The sequence below is a fragment of the Alteromonas sp. ALT199 genome (assembly GCF_018619335.1).
GTDB lineage: Bacteria > Pseudomonadota > Gammaproteobacteria > Enterobacterales > Alteromonadaceae > Alteromonas.
Map to the genome: position 1 here is coordinate 94,494 of NZ_JAHHDX010000090.1, position 20,870 is coordinate 115,363.

22 protein-coding genes are annotated in these 20,870 nt (G+C 43.8%); 11 read left to right on the plus strand and 11 right to left on the minus strand.

Annotated elements, in window-relative coordinates; translation table 11 throughout:
- Window positions 1–156: 156 nt before the first annotated feature.
- The 5 genes from KL866_RS09675 (at window position 157) to KL866_RS09695 (ending at window position 5,244) form a co-directional block, all read left to right on the plus strand.
- Complete coding sequence (locus KL866_RS09675) at window positions 157–909, plus strand: ABC transporter substrate-binding protein (RefSeq protein ID WP_025257308.1); 753 nt, start codon at window positions 157–159, stop codon at window positions 907–909.
- 167 nt (window positions 910–1,076) lie between these two features.
- Window positions 1,077–2,702 carry an amidase gene (locus KL866_RS09680; protein ID WP_214994817.1) on the plus strand — a complete coding sequence of 542 codons (1,626 nt, stop codon included), beginning with the start codon at window positions 1,077–1,079 and terminating at the stop codon, window positions 2,700–2,702.
- Between the two features lie 346 nt (window positions 2,703–3,048).
- Window positions 3,049–3,795 carry a hypothetical protein gene (locus KL866_RS09685; protein ID WP_214994819.1) on the plus strand — a complete coding sequence of 249 codons (747 nt, stop codon included), beginning with the start codon at window positions 3,049–3,051 and terminating at the stop codon, window positions 3,793–3,795.
- A gap of 52 nt (window positions 3,796–3,847) precedes the next feature.
- Window positions 3,848–4,609: a hypothetical protein gene (locus tag KL866_RS09690; protein WP_214994821.1), complete on the plus strand. Its 762-nt coding sequence runs from the start codon at window positions 3,848–3,850 to the stop codon at window positions 4,607–4,609.
- Window positions 4,606–5,244, plus strand: a complete 639-nt coding sequence (locus KL866_RS09695) for a hypothetical protein (RefSeq protein WP_214994823.1) — start codon at window positions 4,606–4,608, stop codon at window positions 5,242–5,244. The genes KL866_RS09690 and KL866_RS09695 overlap by 4 nt, the downstream gene beginning before the upstream one ends.
- 183 nt (window positions 5,245–5,427) lie before the next feature.
- Here KL866_RS09695 and KL866_RS09700 read toward each other — a convergent pair whose 3' ends face one another.
- The 3 genes from KL866_RS09700 to KL866_RS09710 all read right to left on the minus strand — a co-directional run bounded on the left by KL866_RS09700 (window position 5,428) and on the right by KL866_RS09710 (window position 6,757).
- On the minus strand, window positions 5,428–5,721 hold the full coding sequence (locus KL866_RS09700) for a high-potential iron-sulfur protein (RefSeq protein ID WP_025257313.1): 294 nt from the start codon (window positions 5,719–5,721) through the stop codon (window positions 5,428–5,430).
- A 222-nt stretch (window positions 5,722–5,943) separates the two neighbouring features.
- Entirely contained in the window at window positions 5,944–6,573 is a 630-nt protein-coding gene (locus tag KL866_RS09705; RefSeq protein WP_025257314.1) for a flavin reductase family protein, read from the minus strand.
- On the minus strand, window positions 6,566–6,757 hold the full coding sequence (locus KL866_RS09710; RefSeq protein WP_025257315.1) for a CPXCG motif-containing cysteine-rich protein: 192 nt from the start codon (window positions 6,755–6,757) through the stop codon (window positions 6,566–6,568). The genes KL866_RS09705 and KL866_RS09710 overlap by 8 nt, the downstream gene beginning before the upstream one ends.
- 195 nt (window positions 6,758–6,952) lie before the next feature.
- On the opposite strand from KL866_RS09710, the gene KL866_RS09715 reads away from it, so the two are divergent.
- From KL866_RS09715 to KL866_RS09725, 3 genes are all read left to right on the plus strand, one after another.
- Complete coding sequence (locus KL866_RS09715; RefSeq protein WP_311236139.1) at window positions 6,953–7,240, plus strand: HNH endonuclease; 288 nt, start codon at window positions 6,953–6,955, stop codon at window positions 7,238–7,240.
- Window positions 7,241–7,358: 118 nt separating this feature from the next.
- A complete protein-coding gene (locus tag KL866_RS09720) occupies window positions 7,359–9,503 on the plus strand; it encodes an exonuclease domain-containing protein (RefSeq protein WP_214994827.1) in 2,145 nt (714 codons plus the stop codon).
- A 99-nt stretch (window positions 9,504–9,602) separates the two neighbouring features.
- The gene (locus KL866_RS09725; protein ID WP_025257318.1) at window positions 9,603–9,866 is read left to right on the plus strand and encodes a TIGR03643 family protein; all 264 of its coding nucleotides are present in this window, start codon (window positions 9,603–9,605) and stop codon (window positions 9,864–9,866) included.
- Window positions 9,867–9,922: 56 nt separating this feature from the next.
- Here KL866_RS09725 and KL866_RS09730 read toward each other — a convergent pair whose 3' ends face one another.
- The 8 genes from KL866_RS09730 to cutA form a co-directional block, all read right to left on the minus strand.
- On the minus strand, window positions 9,923–10,363 hold the full coding sequence (locus KL866_RS09730; RefSeq protein ID WP_025257319.1) for a hypothetical protein: 441 nt from the start codon (window positions 10,361–10,363) through the stop codon (window positions 9,923–9,925).
- A 265-nt stretch (window positions 10,364–10,628) separates the two neighbouring features.
- Window positions 10,629–11,573, minus strand: coding sequence for a hypothetical protein (locus tag KL866_RS09735; protein WP_214994829.1), 945 nt, complete (start codon window positions 11,571–11,573; stop codon window positions 10,629–10,631).
- A 369-nt stretch (window positions 11,574–11,942) separates the two neighbouring features.
- Window positions 11,943–13,286: an acetyl-CoA carboxylase biotin carboxylase subunit gene (accC, locus tag KL866_RS09740; RefSeq protein WP_025257321.1), complete on the minus strand. Its 1,344-nt coding sequence runs from the start codon at window positions 13,284–13,286 to the stop codon at window positions 11,943–11,945.
- Between the two features lie 14 nt (window positions 13,287–13,300).
- Window positions 13,301–13,765, minus strand: a complete 465-nt coding sequence (gene accB / locus KL866_RS09745) for an acetyl-CoA carboxylase biotin carboxyl carrier protein (protein ID WP_025257322.1) — start codon at window positions 13,763–13,765, stop codon at window positions 13,301–13,303.
- A gap of 14 nt (window positions 13,766–13,779) precedes the next feature.
- Window positions 13,780–14,220, minus strand: coding sequence for a type II 3-dehydroquinate dehydratase (aroQ, locus tag KL866_RS09750; protein WP_025257323.1), 441 nt, complete (start codon window positions 14,218–14,220; stop codon window positions 13,780–13,782).
- Between the two features lie 256 nt (window positions 14,221–14,476).
- The gene (locus tag KL866_RS09755; RefSeq protein WP_409173981.1) at window positions 14,477–15,145 is read right to left on the minus strand and encodes a M23 family metallopeptidase; all 669 of its coding nucleotides are present in this window, start codon (window positions 15,143–15,145) and stop codon (window positions 14,477–14,479) included.
- Window positions 15,146–15,392: 247 nt separating this feature from the next.
- Window positions 15,393–17,294, minus strand: coding sequence for a protein-disulfide reductase DsbD (locus KL866_RS09760; protein WP_409173982.1), 1,902 nt, complete (start codon window positions 17,292–17,294; stop codon window positions 15,393–15,395).
- 50 nt (window positions 17,295–17,344) lie between these two features.
- Complete coding sequence (gene cutA / locus KL866_RS09765) at window positions 17,345–17,659, minus strand: divalent-cation tolerance protein CutA (protein WP_025257326.1); 315 nt, start codon at window positions 17,657–17,659, stop codon at window positions 17,345–17,347.
- A 300-nt stretch (window positions 17,660–17,959) separates the two neighbouring features.
- On the opposite strand from cutA, the gene KL866_RS09770 reads away from it, so the two are divergent.
- The 3 genes from KL866_RS09770 to groL all read left to right on the plus strand — a co-directional run bounded on the left by KL866_RS09770 (window position 17,960) and on the right by groL (window position 20,733).
- Window positions 17,960–18,487 (plus strand): FxsA family protein, encoded by a 528-nt coding sequence (locus tag KL866_RS09770; protein ID WP_214994831.1) that lies wholly within the window; start codon window positions 17,960–17,962, stop codon window positions 18,485–18,487.
- Window positions 18,488–18,762: 275 nt separating this feature from the next.
- A complete protein-coding gene (locus KL866_RS09775) occupies window positions 18,763–19,053 on the plus strand; it encodes a co-chaperone GroES (protein ID WP_012520088.1) in 291 nt (96 codons plus the stop codon).
- 39 nt (window positions 19,054–19,092) lie between these two features.
- Complete coding sequence (gene groL / locus KL866_RS09780; RefSeq protein WP_025257328.1) at window positions 19,093–20,733, plus strand: chaperonin GroEL; 1,641 nt, start codon at window positions 19,093–19,095, stop codon at window positions 20,731–20,733.
- Window positions 20,734–20,870 lie beyond the last annotated feature (137 nt).

Sequence of the window (20,870 nt, forward strand, 5' to 3'; positions counted from 1 at the left end):
AAACAAAATGAAAGCAAGCGAAAAGCGGTAACAAGAGGCGTTATTTATATTTTCTTAGTAGAAAATAAAAAAACTTATCCTTTTGTCCACTGGTGAGAATTACAAACGAGCCTATAGTTATCAATGCGGTTTGATTCTAAAGTTAACCGGAGTTCTATGCGTTTTCTTATTCTGTTTGTGTTCATAATTACTACTGCTTTGCCTACTAAGGCCCGTGAACTAGACGTGGTGGTTGGCTGGAACAAGCCGCCCTATGTTATTTCACAAGAGCACAGCGGTTTTGAAATTAACCTCATAAGAGCCATTTTGTCAGAAATGGGGCATACGCTTTCGCCCATCTATGTTCCGTTTGGGCGAACTGCGCGGCTCTTGAAAGATAACGCTGTGGATATAGGCCTTACACAAAACGCAGCACATAATGTGGATGTTTCTGTCCTTTCCGACCCATATATCATTTATCAAAATGTTGTTGTGACAAAAGCGCGGAGTAACGTTGTTATCGGTGATGTCAGTGATCTCAAGGGCAAGCGCGTCATTGGGTTTCAAACTGCGCAATCGGTGTTAGGTGAAGAGTTCCAGCAAGCAATAGCGTTAGAGCCAATGTACATGGAAATGGCAAGGCAGGACCGTCAGGTCGATATGCTTATGCTCGACCATGCGGACGCTATTGTTTTAGATAGAAATATTTTCAATCATTTTAAATTCAAAAATAGCGCCTATATTGAAGAAAAAACACTGTTTCATGAGGTGTTCCCCATTTCGGTGTATTGCGCGGCTATACCGGACGCTGAAATGAGAGCAAGGTTTAATGCTACCCTTCATCGCTTTATTGAAGATGGTCGGTATCAATTACTACTTGATGAATATCAGCTTGATAATCTGCTTCACAAACTGCCTGCCACACTGTAGACACATACTTTGTAGTGTAAAGAGTGAACCATTTCTAGTTCAACGTATATCAAACTAACGATACAGTAATGCTTGTCACTTTCTACCTAGCCGTAGATAAGGCATGATGGCATGGGAACAATCTCATAAGATCAATGGCATAAAAACTATGCGTTAAGGAAAGCTCTATGTTGAAACAGTGGTATCTACTAGTTGCTGTCTTGCTGTGCACCGCCTGCGTGTCGCAATCAAACCATGAAAATTATGATAATAACAAGTGGCTAGATGAGCCAGCATACCTTCAGGCTCAAGCTATTGCTAAAGGCGATACTACATCGGCAGAGCTGGTCAGCGGTTATTTAGCTCGTATTAGTGAGTTAGATAAAAAGACAAATAGCGTTTTAGCGCTAAACCCCAATGCCTTAGCTGAGGCGAAAGCCATTGATAAACAAGTCGCTAATGGTGCCGCATTAGGCCCGTTAGCCGGTATTCCCATACTTTTGAAGGACAATATTGAAAGCGCAGAAATGCCCACAACGGCAGGTTCTATGGCGCTAATCAATAACGACACCGGACGAGACGCCTCTATTGTAGCGAAGCTAAAAGCGGCGGGTGCGATCATTCTAGGTAAAACGAATTTATCTGAGTGGGCAAATTTTCGCTCGGAATCATCGATAAGTGGTTGGAGTGCAGTAGGGGGCCTAACTCGAAACCCTCACATATTATCGAGAAGTGCTTGTGGTTCGTCGTCTGGCTCGGGCGCAGCGATGTCGCTTCGATTAGCGTCACTTGCCGTAGGTACTGAAACTAATGGCTCTATAATCTGCCCAGCATCTATTAACGGTGTAGTGGGTTTTAAGCCAACCGTTGGTTTACTTTCAAGAACGCATATTGTGCCCATTTCTTTCAGCCAAGATACGGCTGGACCAATGACCTCAAACGTTCAAGACGTATGGCTAATGACAGCGGTTATGGCTGGCGAAGATGCAAGCGATAGTGCTACTGAAAAAGCCGCTTCTTACCGCCCCGACATACCTTCATCAGAAATGCTTGCTACAGATTTAAAGGGCAAACGCATTGGTGTTGTCAGGTATCGCCAAGGCGACAACCCTCACGTACTAGAGGTCTACGAAAGTGCACTAAACCAGTTAAAAGCATCGGGTGCTACGCTGGTAGATATTAGCGACTTTTCTCAGCCTGATTCCTTTTGGGCCGACTCTTACAATGTTTTACTGAGTGAGTTCCATCATAGTATCAACGAATATTTGTCGGGGTCGCCGGCAGAGATCCCTGCAAGAAACTTATCTGAGCTTATTGCTTTCAACAACAAAACCGAGCGAGAGTTGGCGTTATTCAACCAAGATATTTTTGCAAAGTCGCTAGCGTCGGCGCCTATTGATAGTGAAGCGTATCAAAGCGCCCTTCGCCTTATTCAAGATACAGCGGGTAAAAATGGTATTGATGCATTATTAGCAAGGCATAACGTTGATGTGTTAGTTGCACCTTCTAATAGCCCTGCGTTTTTAATCGACGGTGTGTATGGCGATCATTCGCCAGCCGGTTTCATTGGTATCGGCTATTTGGCGGCTGTTGCAGGCTATCCGCACCTTACAGTACCAGCAGGCCAGGTAAGGAACCTCCCTGTGGGAATTAGCTTTATCGGAGGCAAGTGGCAGGATGAAAATGTGCTGAAAATAGGCAAAGTCTTTGAAGCAAAACATGGCTTCTTCATTAAGCCTGGTCTTTTACCAACTCGTTTTGCCAACCCAAGTTTAAAAGGTATTGATGAAGGGGTTCAAGTAACCGCTAAGTAATGATAATTACCTGTAATTTAAAACCTATTAAAAGATGTTTAAACGAGTAAGCCTTGATGATTAAAGTGACTCAAATTAATTGAACATTTCAGTTAATGAGAGTCATTTTATGTTCTGCCCACAATTTTTAAAAATAAGTTAAAAAAATGTGGTCAAATTTTGCTCAATGTGTAAAGCTGACGCTTGTTGACTTGAACGGTACGTCTTTTCAGACAGCCAAATTACGGACATTGTTCATTGCCTGAATTCGCTTGGCGAGAAGAAGTGTAGTGGAGAGGTCAACACATATAAATAATGACTGCGGTAAATGTCACTTCATTCTAGATTATCACTATGGAGGTGTATTATGTCTGGAACTTCTGAAGCAGTTACTCAGGCCACGAGACTAAGCGAAATTGGATTCCCTGAATTTACGACTAAACTCATAACCGATGTGTTTGACGCATTAATCTCTAGCAACATCCGCCAAACCGAAGCTTATATTGAGCTTCTCCAACAAACTAGCAAATCGCTTACTTCCTTTATCAATGACACCAAAGACGATATTAGTGGTGACATGATTTTAGATTTTTTAGCTCGTGCGTTACCCGCTGATGTGGACGATCAAGAGAAGGTTACCGCTGTTGAAAATAACGGAGGAAACGCCACATTAGATCAAGCTCAAGCTAATGCGTTAAATGAAGCACTCGAAACCCCTGCAGAAGCTGGAGTAGCCGACAATAATCAAGTTGCTGTAGATGGTCAAAACTCGTATGACGCTATTCTAGATGCGGTAGCGAGGCGAATATCGGTGAATAAATACGACATGCTCAAAGAAATGGTCAAGCAAGGAATCTTGCGCTTGGTCATTGAAAATGGCGACATAGAAACGCGTTTAACGTTTACAACCTATGGCTCGTCTTTTAGCCGAGAAACACAAAACAAATACAACCGCAAAGCGTTTTCTGCACAAGCTCGTGCTAAAACTGGCTCTATTTTATCTCGGTGGGTAAAAGCATCGGCATCAACTAAGTATTCGAATGTGACAGTAACGACAACGAGTAAAGTTGATCAAGATAGATCGGGCTCAAGAGTAAATATTTTGGTGGTGTGAAAATTAACTTCCGCACCGATTATTTACCGCTAGATCAGTAAGGAAACGCGCCATGTCAAACTCAGCTCTTAATGAGCTGGGTTTTGCCGAGTTTGTGGCAAAGCTCATCTCAGATACGTTTGGTGCGGTTCTCGCATCGCAAATCGAACAACAAGATAAAATATCAGAACTAAGCAGTTTATTGTCACTTTCAGACGACGAGTATGTTGCAATATGTATGCAAGACGATGAACTTGTTTTCCAATTAGAAGAGAACCTTAAACAGCGTTATCCGTTTGATAGCGATACAGAGCATGCGGTCTACAAGGGCGCACCGTATCAAGCACCGACGCAGCAAAAAGAAGAGTCCCCCCCATTTTTTAAAGACCTAGGAATTTCACTAGAGGAAAAACAGGACTTTTCAGGCAAAAAATTAACCGAAGAAGGAGCAAAGAAAGTAAAAATAGCTGTCATGCTAACCATTGCGCAAAAACAACGGCAATTACTCTCTGATGTGTTGGTAAACGGCATTCCTAAGCTATCTGTCGATCATGGTAAGATCAACGCTAAGCTCACTTTTAGCATGAAGGACGATGGCTCACAGGATGAGGGGGAAGAGAGCAACTCAGCACCAAGCAGAAACGCAATAATAACCAGAAACACCGCTCTGAGCAATTTGTCAGTAGCCAACCGATTTGCCGGGGTTATCGATACGTCAAAACTGACAAAAACAAGGCTTAACATTACACCTGCGAGTAATCGCGCACCGCAAGACGCACAAAGTAGTGCAAACATCTACAGCGAAGTAGAAATTCACTTCAAGTCAATTTTATGACCACTCATACTGACGTACAGAGCTTAATTTGGCTTATACATGCTGAAATGGCGACGGTGATGAATACCATAGCCGATCAGCAGTCTAGTTTCGGAGTAGATAGTATACGAGTAAGAATGGGCCAGCTAACTGATGATGAAAGTAATAGTGAAGCCGCACCTCAACTTGATCTCCAACGCTACCCGCTTGCACAAGATGGGTGGTTACTAGACGTCCATTATAATGTTCACTCTATGGACACACCATTGGTGCCAGCGAAGTGGAAAGGCTTAAAAAGCGATATTGAGGTCATTCGCCTTCAAGGCGTTGGTCCACAACTTACCAAGCGACTGCACAAGTTGCAGATCTTTACCATCGATGAACTTAGTCGTATGAAAGCTGAATTAGTCAAGGCTCACGAACTGAGGCCGTATCAAACGATAGCTGCATTAGCCTTATCGTTGCCGCCCATCGCATTAACTTCTGAAATCCTTAAAAACTCGCCGCTATGGTTAATTGACAATGAATCATGGTTAAGCACACAAGTGTCTTCAAAAAGTCATATCCGCGCACTTTCTACTTGGCTGCGGCAGTTAGAGGTCTGTTTGGATAATAAGTGGCTATCTCGTGTTTCGCTGAACGAAATTGTTGGTTGAATACGCCCAATGTTTTTAGTTCAGCGAAAAATAGTCATCATTTCATTTTGTTGGTCACCACACACGATAGATAGGCGGCCTTGGCTAGCGTAGGTGCTGATACTTACACAACTGTATATAACTTAACAAAACGCCCGACTAACAATAGACGGGCGCTAAGTGAAGTTGCAATGACTATGGTTGTTAACCTGGTTTTTTAACCCAAGCACTACACCAGCCATCAGCATTAACTAGCTTGTTAGGGAAAATGTTACAAGGGCGATATTGTTCGCCATCGGCTCCCTGCACATACATGCAGTTTGAACATTTTGCACCTTCAACGGTTGATGATGGTGTGTAATTTAATGCTTTCGCAGTTGGGTCATCAGCGCTCAATTGTTCTTGAGCTTGTGCACGTAGCGCTACACCACCTAATGTAAGACCGATAACTGTAGAGCCCGACAGTTTTAAAAAGTCACGGCGATTTACAGATTTCATAACATTCTCCTTAAGAGATAGAAACGATAATGATTCTTTTTTATTCAATGCCTTAAACGCAAAAACCTGCCCAAAGAGGCAGGTTTTGTGTAATGGTTAAATACTATCTCTTTTTGAAAAAAGATCGAATGAAATCTCGTATTTTCACTTGATCTAGATTAAATAAACTTCAGAGTGAGAACACTCTATTCTAGTTATAAGACCGTTTTATCAGTGGCAAGTTCACTTTTTAGCTAATTCAACACCGGGTTTTGCATAGGCGAATTGCGTAATACGCGTTGTGGTGTGATAGCTATCTAAACCAGAAATACAGGCAGTGTTTGCTTTTTCTATATCAGCGTAACCGTCTTCATTGATAATGCTTTCTGGCATATGAAGCTCTTGGATTTCGCCTATAACCATTTCGGTCTCGTTAAGCAATGTGAAGTGTTGCGCCACCTTCAGGCCCATCTTGATTTCACTTTCTCTAACAAACGGTGCATCAAAAGAATCACTAAACTGTGGCGTTAAACCCACTGCTTCAAATTCACTTTCATCAGGGGCATAGCGAGCAGACGTTTGGTGCGCTTTGTCTACCCAATCAGTCGACACGTGATTTAGCGTGTAAAAGCCCTGGCTTTTTATATTGCTAAGGGTATCTCGCGTCACCGTGTGTGGGCGCATTATCATGCCGATAAGCGGTGGATTCGCACCCACATGAACGATAGAGCTTACAATGGCTAAATTGTTAGTATTGCCGTTTGTGGTACCCACTAAAGTAGCCGACTTAAAGCCTGACAAACTATTGATTAAATTTGCGCGGTATCGCTGAGCTAGGGCATCAATATCACTGCGAACAAACTGCTTAGTCATTTTCTCGTTCTGCCTCTATCTGAATGTCGTCACCATGCTGATAAGTGCTCAGTTCTATGGGTTGGCAGCACACCTGACAGTCGAGTACTTGAACTTGTCCCACGTCGTTAATCTCATCTATCTCAACGTCGTTAGGCGCCATACAGTAAGGGCAGGAGAAGCCCATGGAACGGGTTAAGCTCATATTTCATTGCCTTATTAATCATGAATAGTGTTTATTACGTAATGCTAAGGCGAGTGGATTTTCTTTAGCAAAAACTCCGTTGCTTATGAGAAGAACGCGCTGAGGTAATCGCAATAGCTGTGGCCATTTTTAAATGAAAATCTTGATGATTAGCCCTAATAAACAGCAGCAAGGTGAATGAATAGAGGTGATGTTGTGGCAAATAAAGTAGGAAACTGCCCGTGTTGTAATAGAGAAACACGCCTGACCTATCATCATCTTATCCCGAAAAAAATGCACCGACGCACCTATTTCAAAAAGCACTTCAGCAAAGCCGAACTTCAAAACGGTATTTATATTTGCAGACAGTGCCATAGCGGCATACACCGCTTTTATGATGAGATGACATTGGCCAAGCACTACTTCAATTTACAACGTTTACTAGATGACGAGCAGCTTTCAACGTTCTTTCAGTGGGTGTCTAAACAGCGAGTACGTGTTTAGCAAAAGGCTTGGTTCAATAACGATCAGTAGACTTTAAATGCAATTGATATGGATTTAATTTGATTAACTTGGCTGTATAAATATACACTATTGGTGTTTTCATAGCCAAAGATACCTCATGCGAAAAGATTTACCGCCACGTTATTACCTTACACATTTTCACGAGTTTCTAGCATTTTTTGAAGGTGCTAATAGTATGCTTCTAAGCAATGAGGCTGCAGACTTTGTTGAGCGCTTTAAATCGTTAGATGATGACAAGCAATGTATTGTTGTGCGCGCTGCAAATCGCAAGTACGCGGTAATCGACAGAACACAGTTTAATTACCACGAAATTACCGAACCCCAAGCGCAAATAGACTGGCTTATAAAACACGGTTGGTTTGGAGATATAACACACGCTACGCTTAACGATATCGCTGGCGTGTTAACTAAAAACGCTCTGCTTACACTTCTTGCTGAATACGGCAGTATTCAAGGTCTCGCTTCGCTGACCAAGCCTAAACTCGTTACCTTACTTAATAAGCACATCACTGTAAAAGGCTGGCCTGAGGGCTTCTCGCTGAATAGCTATTTGGTGTGTTTATTTGACAATGCGCTTCGCTACTTGCTGTTTATCTACTTTGGCAATACCAAAAGCCGATTAAATCAGTTTTCTATGCGTGACTTGGGAGTAATGAGAACACGCTCTGATTCGGTAACCGATACCGCGCGTTTTGAAACTAAAAGCGACGCAGAAGCGTCTTGGTTTTACGCTAACCACTACAGCCAGTTAGCTTTTTATAACGACGATATGTTGTTCGCTATAGCAGAAGGCGAGCTACCTTCAACTGAAGGTGTGTCAGCCAGTTTTTATCGCGACCAGTTGCTTTACGCGTTAGGACTTAAAATGTTGGCGTTTAACAGGCCCAAAGGGCTAGAGATATTGAAGCTAGCGCAAAGCGACAAGGCAAAAGAAAAGTGGTTAAGGGAGCGCTATAAAGACGGAAATGGAGATGACGTTAAGCAAGTACTTGAAGACATTATCGATAATCCTCAGTCGGATACGTTACTAGCATTTGCAGAGGATTTTTATGCCCGTAAGTATAACAAAAAACGCACCAGTACCGTTACCGATATGCTTCGAAGTGCCAGTCGTACATTGGATATCGATGTAAGCCAAAATCAACAGGTAGAGCGCGGCGTTTTGGCGCATTATGCGCGGCATGGCATAGAGGGCTGGCGCACGGAAAACCGATTGTGGCGTAGTTTGTTTGGTCTTACTTTTTGGAAGCAACTTTACGAAGAAGATACGCTGGTTACGGAGTTTGATCGAAGGCCGTTATCGCTTAAACAGAATAACTTTTACGCAAAGTTTGAACAAAGTATTGAAGCATTGCTGCTTGCCCTTGATAGCAAAGAGAAACTGCGCTTTCACATACATAAAATGGCCACAATGCACTACGGCAAAGTGAACAGCCTGTTTATGTGGTCAAGCCATTTGCTTACGCCTTTAGAAGCCCTAATTGAGCACGGTTCACTAGATAGTATCTACGCTTTACTTCGCATGATGTGCAAAGACTTTGAAAGCCTTAGAGATGGTTTTCCTGACATTATGGTGTTCGACGGTACGCTTCGCTTTGAAGAGATTAAAGCGCCAGGCGATCAGCTTCGCCGCAACCAGCTGGTTTCTATTCAACGTCTGCAGCAAGCCGGGTTTGACGTTGCGGTGACAACAGTGAAATGGGTGCGGGACCCAGCCCAACCCTATGTGGTGGTAGATATTGAGACCACAGGCGGAAACAACAGTTATAACCGCATAACAGAAATAGGTATGGTTAAACTTATTGGCGGTAAAGAGGTAGACAGGTTTCAAACCTTATTAAATCCGCAGCGTAGAATTCCTAGCAATATTACCCGCCTTACCGGTATTTCGGATGACATGGTTGCGGACGCACCGCTTTTCGCAGAAATAGCAGAGCAGGTGGCAAGCTTCACCGACGACGCGGTGTTTGTAGCGCACAATGTGAATTTTGATTATGGGTTCATTAAGCAAGAGTTTGCTCGTTTAGAGCAAAACTTCAGACGCCCTAAAATGTGCACTGTTCGAGAAATGCGGCGCACTTATCCGGGGCTCCCGTCTTATTCATTAGCAAACCTAACAAAGCATTTTCACATTGAGATGGAGCAACATCACCGAGCGCTAAGTGATGCCAAGGCTGCTGCAGAACTATTGAAGCTAGCGTTTGAGAAAGATGATGAATTAACGGGTTTAGCTACCAATTAATAATATTGTTATTGTAACTTTTAGTGCCTGGGCACTGAACAAAATACGCCTAAGTTCAGTATTGAGTAGAGTTATTACGTGCATATTGAGATGTAGAACATGGCATTAACTGAAGAACAAGAATCTCGAATTATTGAAATGGCGTGGGAAGACCGTACGCCGTTTGAAGCAATTGAGCGTTTATACGGGCTACCAGAAAAGAACGTAATAAAGCTTATGCGGAAGAACCTTAAACAGAAAACGTTCAAAAACTGGCGAGAGCGTGTGTCGGGCAGAAAAACCAAACACGCGAGCTTGCGTCCTGAAGGTGTTGATAGAGGTTACTGCCCCTCGCAGTACAAATATAAAAGCGCCAATAAGTAGCGGCTTCTGTAGTTCTTTTTAGGAATTTAGAGCCCTAAAAATAGAGGTGTTTCGAACTATTTCTTCGGCGGTGAGATAGTCGTGATGGGTAAAAGAAACGCGGTTAACTGCTGACGTAAGGGCGTTGGGAAGACAACCGTGTTTCCTGATTGCAGAATGCTCTTTGCGTGTTGAACCTGATGTAAGAACTCTTTATAGGAGTCGTCATTTTTCTGTAAGTCCTCAACCTTGAGCATCATCAAATCGATAAATTCCGAATTTGATAAATTTTCGTGTTGCCTTATCTCAAGTGCTAACGCTTTAAGAACATAAGCTTCCCATTCTTTTCTATAACTATCTTTTAGGCGTTCTGGGTATAGCGCCAAATCTGCTATATCTTGCGCTAAATCTACAACATCAAGGGGAGTATCGAAAAGGACACGAAATGCTAGAAGCACTTCGTCAGAAAGTCGAGAAATGGGAAGTTTTTCTTTGAACTGAGCATAGCGGCTTGGCACAAGAACACCTTTCTTAACGAGCAACACATTTAGTCTTAGAAGCGGTATTACATAATTTCACTGACAAGACGCAGCAAAGTGTAATAAAACTCATAATGTGATGAAAGTATTTCAGGTTAAAAATACGTAATCTACGATAACTGAACTCTCTGGTAATCGCTCCCGTAACCTACTATGCACTGTTAAAGTGTGTACGCGTTCTTGCTGTTTGGCCCATCGTTTGATGGGCCTTTTTTTTGGGGGGCGAGCCATCTTTTGACCTTGATTAGCGTTCGAAAGAGAGTTTTACACCAGCGAGCAACCGACTAACGCTATCTACAACATCAGCCCTAATAAACCATTCAACATCATGCTTGTCAGATAATACGCCACTAAACTCTAGTGAGCCGCCGTGACCTGTCCCCAGAAAATCTTCAATAAGTTCAGCGCGTTCACCAAAGTTACGATCTATATATGAATAGTATGCGAAATATTCGATAGGATATGGCGTGTTGAACGCGCTTGCAGCAAACTCACCACTTGTTCCCACCACGATTTTCGCTGCGCTTTCATCGGTACGCTGCACCAGTTCAACAAATGCCGTATCTTCTTCATTTATCCTAAACCGATACTCTGCACGGGCAAATGTGCCGTCGAGCATTTTTTCAAAACTTGCCTCGTAGCTATGGCGCTGCCCCATCTTTGCCGAGTACTCAATCTCGAAGTACTCATCTTCTCCACCAATATTGAAAGCCTCGGAAGCTTTAGCATTACCTAGTTGGCCAACGACTATTTCAATGGCAGTATCGTTTTGCAATTGCCTCACGTGACGTACCCCCGTTATCCAACCATCTTTCGACAAGCCGGTGGAAGAAACACGCCCTTTGTAAGTTGGAATAATGCCTAACTCAGTTTTCCCTGAATCGGTTTCATGCCTTAAGTACAGTCGCCTTGCATAGAGATAGTCAGCGTTGTCGCCGCCAAATGTATTGTGGCTTGATGAAAAGTCATCGCCAGTCACTACAAAGCTGTTTATTGACCACGCTGAAGTGACGGCAATAGAGGGGTAGTAGCGCAGTCGATATTGTTCGCGGCTAGGGCGGTTGGAACGATTATCGTAACGAACTTGCACATCTAGTTTCTGTGAGAAAGCGGGCGCTATTTGATCTCCAAACGCATTGGTTCCCGAGATAGTGATGAGTGGTAAAATAAGCAAAACCGGATTTCGCACTTATCGAACCTTAAACAAAGCAACTACCTAGTTTATACATTAAATCTAATCAATTAGCGCATAAGAAAATCGATTCAACAAAAAAGTGTAAAAAAAAGCCGGCAGGGATGCCGGCGATAAGTGGAGTGGGACTCCAATGAGGGTAAAACACACAAAAGGTCTAAAACTCAGGGAGATGTCTTAAAACTTGTATGTAGTATAGAACTGGTTTTTGAATAATAAAATCGTTAAAAATTGATTGTGGTAATCGGAAAATTAGAATGCACTGAATAGCGAATAGCGAATAGCGAATAGCGAATAGCGAATAGCGAATAGCAAAGAAAGAAAATTGGGCTACACAAAAGAACTGCGTGTAGCCCAAAGGGGGGATTAGGCTAAACCTAGCTTCTTCTCTAAATAGTGGATATTGGTTCCACCTGCGAAGAAGTTTTCATCGGCCATAATGGCGCGCTGAAGAGGGATATTCGTTTTAATGCCATCTACCACAATCTCTTCAAGCGCATGGCGCATACGAGCAATGGCTTCGTCGCGACTTTCACCATAAGTAATAAGCTTACCAATCATTGAGTCGTAGTATGGTGGCACGTGGTAGCCAGCGTAAATATGCGACTCCCAGCGAATACCCAAACCACCAGGCGCATGGAACATGTTGATAGGACCAGGGCTAGGAATAAAGGTGTTTGGATCTTCTGCGTTAATTCGACATTCAATGGCGTGACCGCGAATTTGAATTTGCGATTGGTCAATAGACAATGGCTGCCCGGCTGCAATACGAAGTTGCTCTTTTATAAGGTCAACGCCTGTGATCATTTCAGATACTGGGTGTTCTACCTGAATACGGGTATTCATTTCAATGAAATAAAATTCACCGTTTTCATATAGGAACTCGAAGGTACCTGCGCCGCGATAGCCAATTTCAACACAGGCTCTACGGCAGCGATCGCCAATTTTTGCACGCATTTGCTCAGAAATACCAGGTGCTGGTGCTTCTTCAACTACTTTTTGGTGGCGGCGCTGCATTGAGCAGTCACGTTCACCCAAGTGAATAGCATTGCCTTGACCATCGGCCAATACCTGAATTTCTACGTGGCGAGGGTTTTCAAGGAACTTTTCCATGTAAACCGTTGCGTTACCAAAGGCCGCGCCTGCTTCCGCTTGCGTAGTTTCAATGGCCTTTACCAACTCACCTTCACTGCGAACTACGCGCATACCACGACCACCACCGCCGCCAGCGGCTTTAACAATGATTGGGTAACCAATGCGCTTTGCAATAGCTTTGTTGCGCTCGGCGTCGTCAGTTAGCGGTCCGTCTGAACCTGGTACACAAGGAACACCAGCTTTTTTCATGGCGTTAATGGCAGAAACTTTGTCGCCCATAAGGTTGATAGTTTCTGCTTTAGGGCCGATGAAAATAAAGCCGCTTTTCTCAACTGCTTCCGCAAAGTCAGCGTTTTCTGCAAGAAAACCGTAACCCGGGTGAATAGCAATAGAGTTTGTTACCTCTGCTGCCGCAATAATGCGAGGAATATTAAGGTAGCTTTCAGTTGCAGAGGCTTTGCCAATACAAATTGATTCGTCAGCCAACAATACATGCTTTAAGTTTTTATCCGCAGTAGAATGCACAGCTACGGTTTTGATGCCTAGCTCTTTACAGGCTCTCAAAATACGTAGGGCAATTTCGCCACGGTTAGCTATTAGTACTTTATCTAACATAGTGAAGTACTCGCTTATTCAATAATGAACATTGGCTGGTCGAATTCTACAGGGTCTTGGTTTTCTACCAAGATAGCCTTAACCACGCCTGCTTTATCTGCTTCAATTTGGTTCATCATCTTCATTGCTTCAATAATACAAAGCGTGTCACCCACCTTCACTTGCTGACCAACTTCTGCAAATGGTTTTGCTGTTGGTGAAGATGCACGGTAAAAAGTACCAACCATTGGAGACTTAACTGCGTGACCTTCTGGTTGTGCAGGTGCCGCTGGTGCTTCAGAAGCCGCTGTGGCTGCCGCTGCTGGCGCAGGGGCCATTTGTGGCGCTGCAGGTGCTGCGAAGCTATAGTTCATTGGCGCTTGAACACCTGTTGGACCACGGTGGATGCGTACTGATTCTTCACCTTCAGTGATTTCTAGCTCGGCAATGCCAGATTCTTCAACTAGCTCGATGAGTTTTTTAATCTTTCTAATATCCATGTTCTGTCTCTGCTTTATTTTTGCGATTTCGGTAAATTGATTGCTGCAGTTAACGCGAGCGAATAGCCCATGGCACCAAGGCCAACAATGACGCCGGCTGCAACATCAGAAAAATAAGAATGATGACGAAACGGCTCACGGGCGTGAACGTTCGACAAATGCACTTCAATAAACGGGATATTGACACTTAGCAATGCATCGCGAAGAGCAACGCTGGTGTGCGTGAAGGCAGCAGGGTTAATGATAATTGCGTCAACAGTACCCATAGCAGCGTGCACGCGCTCAATCAGTTCAAACTCTGCGTTTGACTGAAAATGCGTTAAGGTCACGTCGCTCGACGAAGCTTGCGCCTGCAAATCATCTACGATGTCTTGCAAGGTTTGCGTGCCGTATTTGTCGGGTTCTCTTTGGCCTAACATGTTTAGGTTAGGGCCGTTTAATAACAAAATGTTCATCTAATTTGCTGCTATCTTCGGGAAAATGTCACTGTTATTGCCATTTCAACAAACTTTTGTGACAGTTGCACGAAAAAAAGCCAATTTATTTGCTCGTTTATTGTGTTAACTGCTGATTATAGTGATAGATAAAGATTTCGCAGCAAAATACTGGTCTAATCAGGTGTTTTCGGTGCAAAGTCTACAGCAAAGTTTGCTTTGAATACTGTCGCGGCACCCCGCATGCTGCCTTTCAAAGAGAAGAGATTGAACGATGTTAGTACGAGGCCTTAGTGGGAGTGTTAGCGAGAGAAAAAGGCACACTTATGTACTTACCATGGAACTTAGCTACGTAGATACCGAAGTGCAGATGGGGTAAAGACGAAAAGCCTGTGTCGCCGGTATAACCGATAAGTTGCCCTTGTTGTACATTTTGACCACGGGTTACCGCAACACCCTTGTGTTTTAAGTGATAATACTCACCAGTGGTGCCGTCGCTATGCAAAATGACAACATAGTTGGCGTACTTAGCAAACTTAGGCGTTGGGCCGCCTTTATTGCCGTCATCCTTGGTGTCTACCACTATGCCTTCTCGCGCGGCTAGAATAGGGGTTCCTACGGGAGCAGCGAAATCAAGCGCATACCGTGACGCACCTGAATGACTAAATTTGCCGTTAAAACCTTGAACAATACGGTACTCGCTAGCTGGCTGTAGCGGTGACATGTAGGTGTAGTCGTTGTCATGTAAAGCGTCTACACGCCCTACCGTCCATTTAACGCGCATTGACTGCCAAAATGCATCGGTATTTTTTACTACGCCAAGCAGTACTTTGTTATTACTGTCTAAAAAGGCATTAACATGGGCTTTTGGTTTGGGCTCATTTTTGCCAGTAGGAATGTCATGCAAAACATTGGAATACAAGGTTAGCGCTACGGGCAATTTCACTTTTCTTTGTACTGAGACTAAATAGAGAGAAGAAGACGAAGGCGTAATCTCAAAACAAAAGCGTTTGTTATCAAAGCAGCCTGTGTTTTTTGCCGAAACAGTAAATGAAGAAAAGAGTGAAAAAAGCAATAAGCCCAGTAACCACCTAATCCCTTTTACTTTAAACCTGTAGTGGAACAAATTAAAGGAGGCAGCACTTGGTGCTGCCCGCCATGTTTCAAGATAAAAGGCTTCAGATGTAAACACCTTAGTCGGTTAAACCGTTTTGATCATCACTAGTGTTGGTCCCACTGTTTAGCCACTCGTTAACGTGACCGGCAAAGGCCTCTGCTTTCATAAATCCAGTCACACGGGCTTTAGTTAGCTCATCGCCTTTTACGTCAAAGAACAAGATTGTGGGCAAACCAAGCACGGTGAAGGTGTTAAAAACCTCCTGGCGTTCTGGCGTGTTGTCGGTAAGATCCATTTGCATCCATACCGTATTGCGAAGTGCAGATACAACGTTCTCGTCTGGGAACGTGTACTTTTCAAACTCCTTACACGCTACGCACCAGTCGGCATACAAGTCGACCATAACGGTTTTACCTTGTGCGTTAGCTGCAGCGATCTTACTGCGTAGATCTGTTAAATCGCGGGCAACAACAAAGTCTGGATGCCCTGCGTGGTTACTATCAGCATGTTCTCCCCAAAGCCCAGTGTTAAGCCCTGCTTGATAGGTAAGGCCAGCACTTCCCATAATGCCCATTGCAACTAATACAGCACGTACAAGCTTCATCAGCGAATTTTTACTTGCGCGGTTAAGTACCCAGTAATAGCCAAATAAACCAAAGCCTAGCAAGCCCCACAGGAACCCAGTGGAAGGGCTATTGTATAAACGTTCTATGAATACAATGGCAACCGCAAGCATCATAAAACCAAAGGTAACTTTAACCACATTCATCCAGTTACCCGCTTTAGGCAGTAGCTTTCCGCCTGTCATCCCGAACAGAATAAGCGGTACGCCCATTCCTATGCTTAGCAAATAAAGGGAAATAAAACCTAGGGACATGTCGCCCGTTTGAGCTATAAACAGCAGTATGCCGGTTAACGGCGCAGTAGTGCAGGGCGAAGCGATAAGGCCCGACAGCACACCCATAACAAACACACCAGCGAAACTACCGGGTGTTTGGTTGTTACTCATATGAGTGAGCTTCTCTTGATACTTTGCTGGCAGCTGAATTTCAAAACCGCCAAACAGGGCAATGGCCAGCGCCACAAATAGCACAATGAATACGCCGAGTACTACAGGATGTTGCAGTGCCGCTTGGAACTGCGCACCGGCTACCGCGACCACCAAGCCAAGCAGTGAGTAGGTAATCGCCATACCTTGAACATAAATAAAGGTTAGCCAGAAAGAGTGCGATGCGGTTTTAGGCTTGCCTCGACCAATGACAATGCCCGACACAATGGGGTACATGGGAAATACACAAGGTGTAAAAGCCAAGCCTACGCCTAATGCGAAAAATAGAGCAAGGGTAAGGGCAAGGTTATCTTTATCGATAAGCTGTTGGGCAAGATCAAACTGCTCGCTTTGCGAAGAGGTCGATGGGTTGTTTGATGCCGACTCCGTATCTGTATTGGTTGCTGCAATGCCTCCTACTTCGTTTAAGTACACGACTTTCACCGTAGGTGGGTAGCAAAGCCCTGCGTCAGCGCAGCCTTGATAGCGAATTTTAACTACACCGTCACTGCCCGCCGATTCGATAGGCAGGGTAATAGATACGCCGTTATAGAATACTTCAGACTCGCCAAAAAACTCATCTTCAATCATTATACCGCTAGGGTACTCGGGCTCGCCTACTTCGGCTTCTTTGGCCACAAATTTGAATTGTTTTAGGTACAGATAATAGCCGTCGGCAATGTCGAAGTTTAAGGTGAGCATATCGTCTTTCTGATTGAAATCGAACGCAAACGCTTGGTCTACATCTAAAAATTGAGGTTCATCTGCAAAGGGGTCGTCAAAGGCATTGGGGACCTGAGCGAAAGCAAACGCACTTAACAACGACATTAAACAAAACACTGAAAAAACGTATACAGTAAAGCGATGGAACAGCGAAGCTGATGCAGTGCCTGATAGGAAAGAAGGTAAAGTCATAAAGTTACGGTTCATTTTTATCTATTTTTACGTTGTAGTTATTCTTGTTACAAATGCGTGTTTAGTTAGCGCTGTAGTGTTGTTTGTAACCACTGGCCGTAAGCACTGCTAGCCTCAGCATTAAGCTCTAGCCATTCAGGTACATCGTACGGATGCAGTTCACTTACTCTATCAAAAGCCTGTAATACGTATTGTGTATTCGTTTTAATGAGCAGCTGGCATTCTGTGTCGGTTTCTATTTTACCCTGCCATTCATAGACAGACTCAATACCTTTGATAATGTTAACGCAGGCGGCAAGCTTATCTTTAACAAGCGTGCTGGCAATTAACCGCGCCGTTTTTTCATTGGGCGTAGTACACAATACAAGCTTTATAGTCATAAACTTTTCCTACTTACTTACTTTGCACTAAAGATTTCTTACTCGCGCTAACGGCCTATTATCCAGCGCTAAAGGCTTATTATCCTACGCTAAAGGCCTATTATCCTACGCTAAAGGCTTTTGTAAAAAACCGATACAGAAGAGACCTTGAACCAAACACTATTCTTTCACAGAGAAAGTGTATCACGCTCGTTATCGGTCGCTTTAAGTGGCTATTTAAGCGAAAGGGTGGGCACCTTTTCTTGTTATTACGTACAAAGACCCTATAACAGGTTATGAATACATGAAAGAGGAAGCATTTTGCGGGTTTTATTTATACTATTTGCCCTATTACCTATTTTAGAAATTGCGTTGCTAATTAATGTAGGCAGCGTGATCGGTGGCTGGAACACCGTTGGCTTGGTGATTCTTTCTGCCTTTATTGGTGCTTACTTTGTAAAACGCGAAGGCGTAAATACACTGCAAACAGCACAAGAAAAAATGCAACGAAATGAAGTGCCAGGAAAAGAGCTAGTTGAAGGTTTAATGCTGGTGGTAGCCGGTATTTTACTTGTGACACCTGGTTTTATTACCGATATCTTCGGTTTCCTATTGGCAATGCCGGGCTCTCGCCATTTCTTTGCCGCACAGGTCAGTAAGCATATGAAAATGCGCGTTGTTACACCTGGTATGGGTCCAGGAATGGGACCGGGCTTCGGAGAAGGCCAATCACCTTTCGGACAAAGTCCATTTGGCGAAAGGCCCAGATCAAGTCAAAGTGGTGACGATGTTATTGAAGGTGAGTACACCGACCACACCACCAACGACCCAGATAAGCGTTTGAAGTAACTAGTTTCGACACGCCCTCCCTCAGGTTATGAACGCCGTTTACCACAATAAACGGCGTTTACTTGCCCAATAAAAAGAAGTATTTAGCGAAAAAACCAAATTTTTTACATTTTTTTGCTTAAAAACCCTTGAAGTTATCTGGGTACTACCCCATCTATCCGTGCAGAAACGATTTTAACTGCTCAGTAATGAGCAACCCAGGCACACAACATTCAGACGTCTGAATGTTGGTAATCACATAAACTTGAATAGTGGAATTTTCAGGAGACTTGAAAATGGCAATTCGTCCTTTACACGACCGCGTAATCCTTAAGCGCGCAGAGCAAGAAAGCAAATCTGCAGGCGGTATCGTACTGACTGGTTCTGCAGCAGAAAAATCTACACGCGGTGAAGTTATCGCAGTAGGTAACGGTCGTATTCTTGAGAACGGTGAAGTAAAAGCGCTAGACGTTAAAGTTGGCGACACCGTTATTTTCAACGACGGTTACGGCGTTAAAACAGAAAAGCTGGATGGTGAAGAAGTACTAATCCTAAGCGAAAGCGACATTCTAGCGATTGTTGAGTAATTACAACTAACGTTAAACGAATTTTAGAGGAATTTAATCATGGCAGCTAAAGAAGTACGTTTTGGTGATGACGCTCGCAGTAAAATGCTAAAAGGCGTAAATACACTAGCTAACGCAGTAAAAGTAACACTAGGTCCAAAAGGCCGTAACGTTGTTCTAGACAAGTCTTTCGGTGCACCAACTATCACTAAAGATGGTGTGTCTGTAGCGAAAGAAATCGAGCTTGAAGACAAGTTCGAGAACATGGGCGCTCAGATGGTTAAAGAAGTAGCGTCTAAAGCGAACGACGAAGCAGGTGACGGTACTACTACTGCTACTGTACTTGCACAAGCAATCGTTACTGAAGGTCTTAAGAGCGTAGCAGCGGGTATGAACCCAATGGATCTTAAGCGCGGTATCGACAAAGCAGTTGCAGCGGCAGTTGAAGAGCTTAAAGCCCTTTCTACTGACTGTGCAGACAGCAAGTCTATTGCTCAAGTAGGTACTATCTCTGCAAACTCTGATGCAGAAGTTGGCGATATCATTGCTCAAGCAATGGAAAAAGTAGGCAAAGAAGGTGTAATCACTGTAGAAGAAGGTCAGGCACTTCAAAACGAACTAGACGTTGTTGAAGGTATGCAGTTTGACCGCGGTTACCTATCTCCATACTTCATCAACAACCAAGAAAACGGTACTGTTGAACTAGACAACCCGTTCATTCTATTGGTTGACAAAAAGATTTCTAACATCCGTGAACTACTTCCTACCCTTGAAGGCGTAGCGAAAGCAGGTAAGCCGCTAATGATCATCGCTGAAGATGTTGAAGGCGAAGCGCTTGCAACTCTAGTAGTTAACAACATGCGCGGTATTGTTAAAGTTGCAGCGGTTAAAGCGCCAGGTTTTGGTGACCGTCGTAAAGCAATGCTTCAAGACATCGCTATTCTAACTGGCGGTACTGTAATCTCTGAAGAGATTGGTCTAGACCTTGAAAAAGTTCAGCTTGAAGACCTAGGTACTGCTAAGCGCGTAGTTATCAACAAAGACAACACAACTGTTGTTGACGGTAACGGCGACCAAGAAGCGATTGAAGGCCGTTGTGCTCAAATCAAGGGTCAAATTGAAGAGTCTTCATCTGACTACGACAAAGAAAAACTTCAAGAGCGTCTTGCTAAGCTTTCAGGTGGTGTTGCAGTAATTAAAGTTGGTGCAGCAACCGAAGTTGAAATGAAAGAGAAGAAAGACCGCGTAGAAGATGCACTACACGCAACTCGCGCAGCGGTTGAAGAAGGTGTGGTACCTGGTGGTGGTGTAGCACTAGTTCGCGCAGCAGCTAAACTTGCTGAGCTAACTGGCGACAACGAAGACCAAACAGTAGGTATTAAGCTTGCACTACGTGCAATGGAAGCGCCTCTACGTCAAATCTCTATCAACTCGGGTGCAGAAGCATCTGTAGTAGTTAACGAAGTGAAGAACAGCGATGGTAACTACGGTTACAACGCAGGTAACGACACTTACGGCGACATGCTAGATATGGGTATTCTTGACCCAACTAAAGTAACGCGCTCTGCACTACAGTTCGCATCTTCAATTGCTTCACTAATGATCACGACTGAAGCAATGGTAGCAGAACTACCTAAAGAAGAAGCAGCGCCTGCAATGCCTGATATGGGCGGCATGGGCGGTATGGGCGGCATGATGTAATCATCCCCCAAGCTTAACGTTTAAAAGAAAAGCGCAGCTCTTAGAGCTGCGCTTTTTTGTTTTCGGTCTAAATACGCCTTTAAATGCCTTTCCATTTATCGCAGCTAAAAGAGAGTTACCGCATTTTTCGTAGGATG